Here is an 8,171-nt window from a genome sequence, read left to right as displayed (position 1 = left end):
CCGGCGGTTCCGACTCTACCAGATCCTTTCGGGCCTGATTCCCAGTCAGAGTGGGCTGTCATCCCGGCTGTTGGGCCGTTCCGACGTCTCAAACCTTAGCCGATTCCCCCGGCGGAGTTCCAATCGAGGTCCAGTGACCTGATCGAACACAGCCGAGCCCAAATCGAATTGAATTCGGGCACGCCGAAATCAATCCCGTTGGGAGATCGTGCGGATGGTTTGGGTTGCCGCTGTCGCGGCGGAGGTGCTGCCGGAGAACCGTTACGGCTCGGCGGCAACCCGAAGAACTCTACGGATCGAGGAGGGGCGTGTCAACCACCCCCGTCAAGATCTTTTCCTGGGCGAGTCCGAGGCGCATCGGAGACGGGTCGGAGACCCGCTCAGTCCAGGTCGCTCAGCCGCCCGCCCGCGTCCGGCTGGGCGTGCTCCACCCTACGCAGCAGCCGGGTGAGGACCTCGCCGAGGACGGTGCGCTCGTCCGGTGAGAGGTCCTGGAGCAGGTCCTCCTCGAAGACCGTCGCCATGCGCATCGCCTCCAGCCACTTGCCGCGGCCCTCGGGGGTCAGCTCGACGATCACGCGGACGCGGTTGGACTCGTCCCGCTCCCTGGTGACCAGGCCCTCGGTGACCATGCGGTCGATCCGGTGGGTCATCGCGGCCGGTGTGAGGCCGAGACGCTTGGCGAGGTCGCTGGGGCCCATCCGGTACGGGTCGCCGGCGAGGACGAGGGCCTTGAGGACCTCCCAGTCGGCGCTGCTGATGCCGAGGTTCGCGGTCTGGCGGCCGTAGGCGACGTTCATGCGGCGGTTGAGGCGGCCCAGGGCCGAGACGATCTTCTCGACCTGGGGGTCGAGGTCCCGGAATTCGCGCTGGTAGGCGGCGATCTGTTCGTCGAGCGTCGGCTCCGGGACGCCGCTGGTGTCGGCCATGCGCGCAGTATGGCACGGCCTTCCTTTGCCTTGAAGTCCTTGAGTATGTACTCTTTAGCTTCTAAGTCTTCAGATCTAACTAGTTGATTGAGGTGAACGTGACCAGGGCGATGGGCGCAGCGATGCGCCGGATCCACGTGGGCAACGCACTCAGCGCGTTCGGGCTCGGCTTCACGGTCCCGTACCTGTACGTCTATGTGGCGCAGGTGCGGGGTCTTGGGGGTATGACGGCGGGGCTCGTCCTCGCCGTCTTCGCCGTGGCCGCGCTGATCGTGCTGCCGTTCGCCGGGCGGGCCATCGTCCGGCGTGGCCCGCGGCCGGTTCTGCTCGTCGCCCTGGTCCTGGCCGCCGTAGGGGCGATGAGTCTGGGGCTGGCGGGTACGGCGACAGCGGTGCTGGTGTCGGCCGCTGCGCTCGGGGCCGGGCAGGCCGTGATGCAGCCGGCGCTTGCCACGATGATCGTGGAGTGTTCTACCGCCGAGACGCGGTCGCGGGCGTTTGCCATGCAGTTCTTTCTGCAGAACCTCGGGCTGGGTGTCGGTGGGCTCATCGGCGGTCATCTGGTCGACACGACCAGCGCTTCGTCGTTCACGCTGCTGTTCGGGATCGAGGCGGCGATGTTCCTGGTGCTCGCCGGGGTGATGGCGACCGTGCGGATGCCGCACTCGCCGGTCATCGGGGACGCGCCGTCGCAGTCGGCCAAGGGGGCCTGGAAGCAGCTGCTCGGCAATCGGGCCATGGTGCAGCTGAGCGTGCTCGGCTTTGTCATGTTCTTCGCCTGCTACGGGCAGTTCGAGTCCGGGCTGAGTGCGTACGGGGTGGAGGCCGCCGGGATCTCTACGTCCGCTCTTGGGACCGCGCTGGCCGCCAACACCGCGATGATCGTGGTCGCGCAGTTCGCCGTGCTGAAGTTCGTCGAGCGGCGGCGGCGTTCGCGGGTGATCGCGGGTGTCGGGCTGATCTGGGCGCTGGCGTGGGTCACCGCGGGGTATGCCGGGCTCGGGCACGGGAGTCAGGAGATGGCCACGGCCGCCTTCGTGTCTACGTACGCACTGTTCGGGCTCGGTGAGGCGATGCTGTCGCCGACCGTCGCGCCGCTGGTCGCCGATCTGGCGCCGGAGGGGATGGCCGGGCAGTACAACTCGGCCTTCGCCCTGGTGAAGCAGCTCGCGCTGGCCGTCGGGCCCGCGGTGGGCGGGCCGCTCGGTGCCTCGCTGCCGGGGCCGTACGTCGTGATGTTCCTGGTGTTCTCGCTGGGGATCAGCGTGCTCGCCCTGCGGCTGGGGCGGCAGCTGACCGCCGTACAGGATCAGCCGTGGCGGGCGAAGGGGAGTCTGGTGGTGGCTCGGGGGGCCGTCGAGCCTGTTGGGGCGGACGTGTAGGTCATACCGGGGCCGTCTTGGGGAGTACGAACTCGCACCAGACGGCCTTCCCGCCGCCCGGAGTGCGGCGGGAGCCCCAGGTGGTGGCGATGGTCGCGACGATCGCGATGCCTCGGCCGGACTCGTCCGCCGGTTCCGCGCGGCGGCGGCGCGGGAGGTGGTCGTCGCCGTCCGTGACCTCGACGATGAGGCGGCGGTCGGTGCGGCGGAGCCTTAGCCGCATGGGTGGGGTGCCGTGCTGGAGGCTGTTGGCGACGAGTTCGCTGGCGGCCAGGACGCCGAGGTCGTGCAGTTCGGTGGGGAAGCGCCAGCTGGTGAGGACTCCGGAGGCGAAGGCACGCGCGCGTGGGGCCGCTTCCACTCCGCCGAGCAGTTCCAGGGCCGCGTTGCGGAAGAGGTCGCCGTCGTGGCCGGTGTGGGTCGGGTGCTGGACGACCAGGACGGCGACGTCGTCGTCGTGGTCGGCGGTGACGCCCAGCGAGCGGACCAGGCGGTCGCAGACGACCTGGGGGGTGCCGGTGGCGCCGGCCAACGCGCGCTCCAGGGAGGCGATTCCCTCGTCGAGGTCCTCGTCCCGGCGTTCCACCAGGCCGTCCGTGTAGAGGACCGCCGTGGAGCCGGGACTGAGCGGGATCGTGCCCGAGGAGTGGATCCAGCCGCCGGTGCCGAGCGGGGGGCCGGTGGGTTCGTCGGCGCGCTGGACCGTGCCCGTCTCGTCGCGGACGAGGATCGGGAGGTGGCCGGCGGAGGCGTACACCAGGCGGCCCTCGTTCGGGTCGAAGATGGCGTACGCGCAGGTGGCGATCTGGTTGGCGTCGATCTCCGTGGCGAGGCCGTCCAGGAGCTGGAGGATCTCGTGCGGGGGCAGGTCGAGGCGGGCGTACGCGCGGACGGCGGTGCGGAGTTGGCCCATGACGGCCGCCGCACGGACGCCCCGGCCCATGACGTCGCCGATGACCAGGGCGGTGCGGCCGCCGCCGAGGGTGATCACGTCGTACCAGTCGCCGCCGACCGCTGCCTCGGTGCCGCCGGGCTGGTAGGTGGCGGCGATGCGCAGGTCGTCGGGCTCTTCGAGTTCCTGGGGGAGCAGGGAGCGCTGGAGCGTCACGGCGGTCTCGCGCTGGCGGCGTTCGCTGGTGCGCAGGCGTTCGGCGGCCTCGGCGTGGTCGGTGACGTCGGTGGCGAAGATCAGGACGCCGCCCTCGCCGCCGTCGGCGCTCTTGGCGACCGGGGTGCAGGTGAACGTGTAGGACCGGCCGCCGGGGGCCTTGCGGGACTTGAGGGTGCGGGGCTTGCCGCTGCGCAGGACCTGGTCGAGGAGCGGGAGCAGGCCGAGTTCGTCGAGCTCGGGGAGGGCCTCGCGGGCCGGTGCGCCCAGGGGGCGGTCGCCGAAGGCAGCCACGTAGGCGTCGTTGACGTAGGCGATGCGCTGGTCGGGGCCGTGCACCAGGGCGACGAGGGCGGGGACGCGGTCGAGGACCTCGCGGACGGGCAGGTCGTCGACGGCGGGGGCGGGCGGCGGCTCGTCGGTGAGCTGCTCGGCGCGGGCCGCGGGGACGGAGCCCTCGCCCCGGCGGTCCGGGGTGACCGGGTGGTCGGTCCGCGCTGCGGCGCGGCGCTGCGTTCCGGGGAGCCGGGCGCTCCAGCGCGTGAAGTTCACGAATCCTTGCCTCGTGTAGGTGTCGTCGGCCCGTTCCGGACCCTGCCGGGGGTCCGGGGGCCGCGCGGCGGGGGCCGCACATCGGTCGCCGGGGGATGCAGCACAGTGGGGAGAGCCTCTTGGGTGGGACGGGCGGGCGCGGGCCCGTCCGAAGTCGGGGACCAGTCTGGCAGTGTGGCGGACCGGGCCGATATTCGTCAGACGCCCCGGCCGCCGGTGGAGTTCCTCGGTCCGGTCAGTTCGACCCCTTCGGGTCGTGCGGAGGCTTCCCACCGGCCGCGAGTTCGAACTCGGCTCGCGGGTGTTCGAGTGAACCGAGGGAGACGATCTCCCGTTTGAAGAGCCCCGCCAGGGTCCATTCGGCGAGCACACGGGCCTTGCGGTTGAAGGTGGGCACCCTGCTGAGGTGGTAGACGCGGTGCATGAACCAGGCAGGGTAGCCCTTCAGCTTGCGTCCGTAGACCTGCGCGACACCTTTGTGCAGCCCCAGGGAGGCGACCGAGCCGACGTACTTGTGGGCGTACGTCTCAAGCGGCTCGCCCCGCAGGGAGTGCGCGATGTTGTCCCCGAGGACCTTGGCCTGGCGGACCGCGTGCTGGGCGTTGGGGGCGGTGTCGGTGCCGGGCGCGTCGGCGGTCACGTCGGGGACGGCCGCCGCGTCTCCCGCTGCCCACGCGTGCGTGGCGCCCTCGATCGTCAGCTCGGCGGTGCACTTGAGGCGGCCGTGCGCGGTGAGCGGGAGGTCGGTGGCGGCGAGGACGGGGTGGGGTTTGACGCCGGCCGTCCACACGAGTGTGCGGGTGGGGAAGCGCTGGCCGTCGTCGAGTACGGCGACGCGGTCGGCGCAGGAGGCGAGGCGGGTCTCCAGGAGGACCTGGATGTTGCGTCTGCGGAGCTGGGTGACGGTGTAGGTGCCCATCTCCTCGCCGACCTCGGGGAGGATGCGGTTGGAGGCCTCCACGAGGATCCATTTCATGTCGTCTGCCTGGACGTTGTGGTAGTAGCGCACGGCGTAGCGGGCCATGTCCTCCAGTTCGCCGAGCGCCTCTACGCCGGCGTAACCGCCCCCTACGAAGACGAAGGTCAGGGCCGCGTCGCGGATCGCGGGGTCGCGGGTGGAGGAGGCGATGTCCAGTTGCTCGATGACGTGGTTGCGCAGACCGATGGCCTCCTCGACGGTCTTGAAGCCGATGCCGTGCTCGGCGAGACCGGGGATGGGGAGGGTGCGCGAGACCGAGCCGGGGGCCAGGACGAGTTCGTCGTACGACAACTCCTCGGTGCCGGTGCCCTCCTCCTCGGTGGCGAGGGTGCTGAGGGTCGCGGTGCGCTTGGCGTGGTCGATGGCGGTGGCCTCGCCGATGACGACCCGGCACTTGTCGAGGACGCGGCGCAGCGGGACGACGACATGGCGGGGGGAGATCGAACCGGCGGCGGCTTCGGGGAGAAACGGCTGATACGTCATGTAAGGGTCGGGGGAGACGACGGTGATCTCGACCTGCCCGCGCCTGATTTCACGTTTCAACTTCTTCTGAAGGCGCAGGGCCGTGTACATCCCGACGTAGCCGCCACCGACAACGAGAATGCGCGCGCGTTCCTTCACCATCCCATGACGCACCCGGCGCTGGAGTTTGTCCACAGGCTCGACAAATTGTGTGACCGGCCGGGGAGGCCGCGCGCGGGCGCCGGAATTGCCGGAGTGCGGGGCAGGTGCGCAGGTCAGTGGGGGTGATCGGGGTGACCTTGGGGGGCGCAATCGGGATGTATGCGACCCGTACTCCGATCGGGGGGCGCTCCGTGCGGAACCTGCCCCTTCTGAATTGCCCCCCGCTCAACTATGTTCGTGTGTCGACGGGGTGAAGGGGGATGCGCTCAACGAGCCCGCGAGAAGCGTGGTTCGTGAACCGGGCTTGTCTCACGATGCTCCGGCTGCCAATGGCGGGGAGTCTCCGGGGGGAGACGTCATTAACCGGGGGAACGTGTATGCATATTCAGGACTCTCATTGGACATCCGCGTCTGCCGTCGCATCCGGCGCCGCGGTCGGTGCGACGGCGGGAAACGGACGCGGGGACAGCTCGCGCACGACGCCGTTGCGCGTGGACGCACAGCGCAATCTGGAGCACGTGCTGCGGGCGGCGCGTGAGGTCTTCGGCGAGTTGGGCTACGGCGCGCCGATGGAGGACGTGGCGCGGCGCGCGCGGGTCGGTGTCGGCACGGTGTACCGGCGCTTCCCGAGCAAGGACGTCCTGGTGCGCCGGATAGCCGAGGAGGAGACCTCCCGGCTGACCGACCAGGCGCGTTCGGCGCTCGGGCAGGAGGACGAGCCGTGGTCGGCGCTGTCGCGCTTCCTGCGGACGTCGGTGGCCTCGGGCGCCGGGCGGCTGCTGCCGCCGCAGGTGCTGCGGGTGGGCGTCGCCGACGAGGGCGCCGAGGGCTCCTTGCTGGACGAGGCGCGGGTGCCGCAGCAGCGGACGCAGCCGAACGCGGGCGAACTGCGGCTGGTGCCGGAGGAGTCGGCGGGGTCCCTGGGCTCGGTGGTCGACGACGCCGGGGCGGCGGCGCTGCTGGAGGTCGTGGGGCAGCTCGTGGACCGGGCGCGGGCGGCGGGTCAGCTGCGGCCGGACGTGTCGGTGTCGGACGTACTGCTGGTGATCGCCACGGCGGCACCCTCGCTGCCGGATGCCGCGCAGCAGGCGGCGGCGTCGGCGCGGTTGCTGGACATCCTGCTGGAGGGGTTGCGGTCGCGGCCGTTGTGAGCCCGCTCTGCGGGGTCGACTCTCCGGGGTCGGGAGGCCCGTTCGCGGGTGACTCGAATAGGTGACTGTGGTGCGTGGGCGCTGCGCGGCCCGCGCCCCGAGTGATGCCCGGGAGCGATTCCGGGCATTTCGGTCATCCGCGCCAACTCCCGCTCCGGGGGCGAGAGTTGAGCCTTCCCCGGAGGGGTGAACGCTAGTACTGCGTTGCGGGAAGTCCCCACGGACGAGTGGATGGTCCGTACGACGGGGTCCTGAACAAAAGCCAATATGGCTACGCTGACCCGGTGTTCTGGACTGGTTGGGCAGGCGGCGGGGGCTTTCCGCGATGAGCGTTGACGGGCGGGACGAGTCACTGGGTGACGGTGACCCGGAGGCCGGTGGGCTGACCTCACCACAGGTGCCGAGCCAGGGCGGGCCCGGTGGCGTCCCCCAGGACGCCGGTCCCGGCGAGGGCAGCGTCCCGCCGCAGCGCGAGGGCAGCGTCCTGCCGCCGCCGCTGGAGATGCCCACGGCCGACGCCTCGCTGATCGAGCGGATGCGCGCCGGTGACGACACGGCGTACGAGGAGCTGTACCGGCGCCACGCGGACGCCGTGCGCCGCTACGCCCGCACCTGCTGCCGGGACGCGCACACCGCCGACGACCTGACCGCCGAGGTCTTCGCCCGCATGCTCCAGGCGGTGCGCGGCGGTTCCGGGCCCGAGCACGCCGTACGCGCCTATCTGCTGACCTCCGTCCGGCGCGTCGCCGCGAACTGGACGAAGTCGGCGAAGCGGGAGCAACTCGTCGACGACTTCGCGGTGTTCGCCGCGCAGTCCGCGCGGGTGTCGGAAGTATCGGACGACACTGCATCCATTGGCTCCTTCGGAGCGGGCCTCGACCTCGGCGCCGACGTACGGGCCATGCACGAGGCCGAGCAGTCGATGGCCATGCGGGCGTTCCGGTCGCTGCCCGAGCGGTGGCAGGCCGTGCTGTGGCACACCGAGGTCGAGGACGAGTCGCCCAGCGAGGTCGCCACGCTCTTCGGGCTCGACGCCAACGGCACGCGCGTGCTGGCCAGCCGGGCCCGCGAGGGCCTCAAGCAGGCCTATCTCCAGGCCCATGTCAGCGCCACCCTCACCGACGACGAGGAGTGCGCGCGCTACGCCGACCAGCTCGGCACCTACGCCCGCCGCCGGCTGCGCACGCGTGCCGAACGCGGGCTGCGCAAGCACCTGGAGGAGTGCGCCAAGTGCCGGCTCGCCGCGCTGCAGATCGAGGAGGTCGCCAGCGGGATCCCGGCGGTCGTCCCGGTCGCGGTCATCGGCTGGTTCGGCGCCGCCGGGTACGCCAAGGCGGTCGCGCTCATCGCGGGCGGCGCGGGAGCGGGCGCGGCCGGTGCGGCGGGCGCCGCCGCCGCGGCGAGCGGGAGTTCGTCCGGCGGGGCGGGTGCCGCCGGTGCGTCCGC

The 8,171-nt window shown here is 71.3% G+C and carries 6 protein-coding genes; 3 read left to right on the top strand and 3 right to left on the bottom strand.

Annotated elements, in window-relative coordinates:
• Positions 1-380: 380 nt before the first annotated feature.
• Positions 381-929, bottom strand: coding sequence for a MarR family winged helix-turn-helix transcriptional regulator (locus SSP08S_RS54150; RefSeq protein ID WP_019075981.1), 549 nt, complete (start codon positions 927-929; stop codon positions 381-383).
• A gap of 98 nt (positions 930-1,027) precedes the next feature.
• Here SSP08S_RS54150 and SSP08S_RS54145 point away from each other — a divergent pair, with 98 nt between their 5' ends.
• The gene (locus SSP08S_RS54145) at positions 1,028-2,311 is read left to right on the top strand and encodes an MFS transporter (RefSeq protein WP_019075980.1); all 1,284 of its coding nucleotides are present in this window, start codon (positions 1,028-1,030) and stop codon (positions 2,309-2,311) included.
• A gap of 1 nt (position 2,312) precedes the next feature.
• Here the strand turns inward: SSP08S_RS54145 and SSP08S_RS54140 are convergent, their stop codons facing one another.
• On the bottom strand, positions 2,313-3,971 hold the full coding sequence (locus SSP08S_RS54140) for an ATP-binding SpoIIE family protein phosphatase (RefSeq protein WP_019075979.1): 1,659 nt from the start codon (positions 3,969-3,971) through the stop codon (positions 2,313-2,315).
• 235 nt (positions 3,972-4,206) lie between these two features.
• Positions 4,207-5,574 (bottom strand): NAD(P)/FAD-dependent oxidoreductase, encoded by a 1,368-nt coding sequence (locus SSP08S_RS54135; RefSeq protein ID WP_019075978.1) that lies wholly within the window; start codon positions 5,572-5,574, stop codon positions 4,207-4,209.
• Between the two features lie 377 nt (positions 5,575-5,951).
• Between SSP08S_RS54135 and SSP08S_RS54130 the strand changes: the two genes are divergently transcribed.
• Together SSP08S_RS54130 and SSP08S_RS54125 are read left to right on the top strand one after the other, a co-directional pair.
• Positions 5,952-6,725, top strand: coding sequence for a TetR/AcrR family transcriptional regulator (locus SSP08S_RS54130; RefSeq protein WP_051106226.1), 774 nt, complete (start codon positions 5,952-5,954; stop codon positions 6,723-6,725).
• A gap of 325 nt (positions 6,726-7,050) precedes the next feature.
• On the top strand, positions 7,051-8,171 hold a 1,121-nt coding region (locus SSP08S_RS54125; protein WP_019075976.1), incomplete at its 3' end, for an RNA polymerase sigma factor.

It is taken from the genome of Streptomyces hokutonensis (genome assembly GCF_000376565.1).
GTDB classification, from domain to species: domain Bacteria; phylum Actinomycetota; class Actinomycetes; order Streptomycetales; family Streptomycetaceae; genus Streptomyces; species Streptomyces hokutonensis.
Note: the sequence above shows the minus strand (reverse complement) of the source record. Positions and strands in the feature narration are given on the sequence as shown.

Bases quoted from the DNA above. Each gene is read 5' to 3' on its own strand.
- SSP08S_RS54150 (WP_019075981.1), bottom strand. From the start codon at position 929: ATGGCCGACACCAGCGGCGTCCCGGAGCCGACGCTCGACGAACAGATC.
- SSP08S_RS54135 (WP_019075978.1), bottom strand. From the start codon at position 5,574: ATGGTGAAGGAACGCGCGCGCATTCTCGTTGTCGGTGGCGGCTACGTC.
- SSP08S_RS54130 (WP_051106226.1), top strand. From the start codon at position 5,952: ATGCATATTCAGGACTCTCATTGGACATCCGCGTCTGCCGTCGCATCC.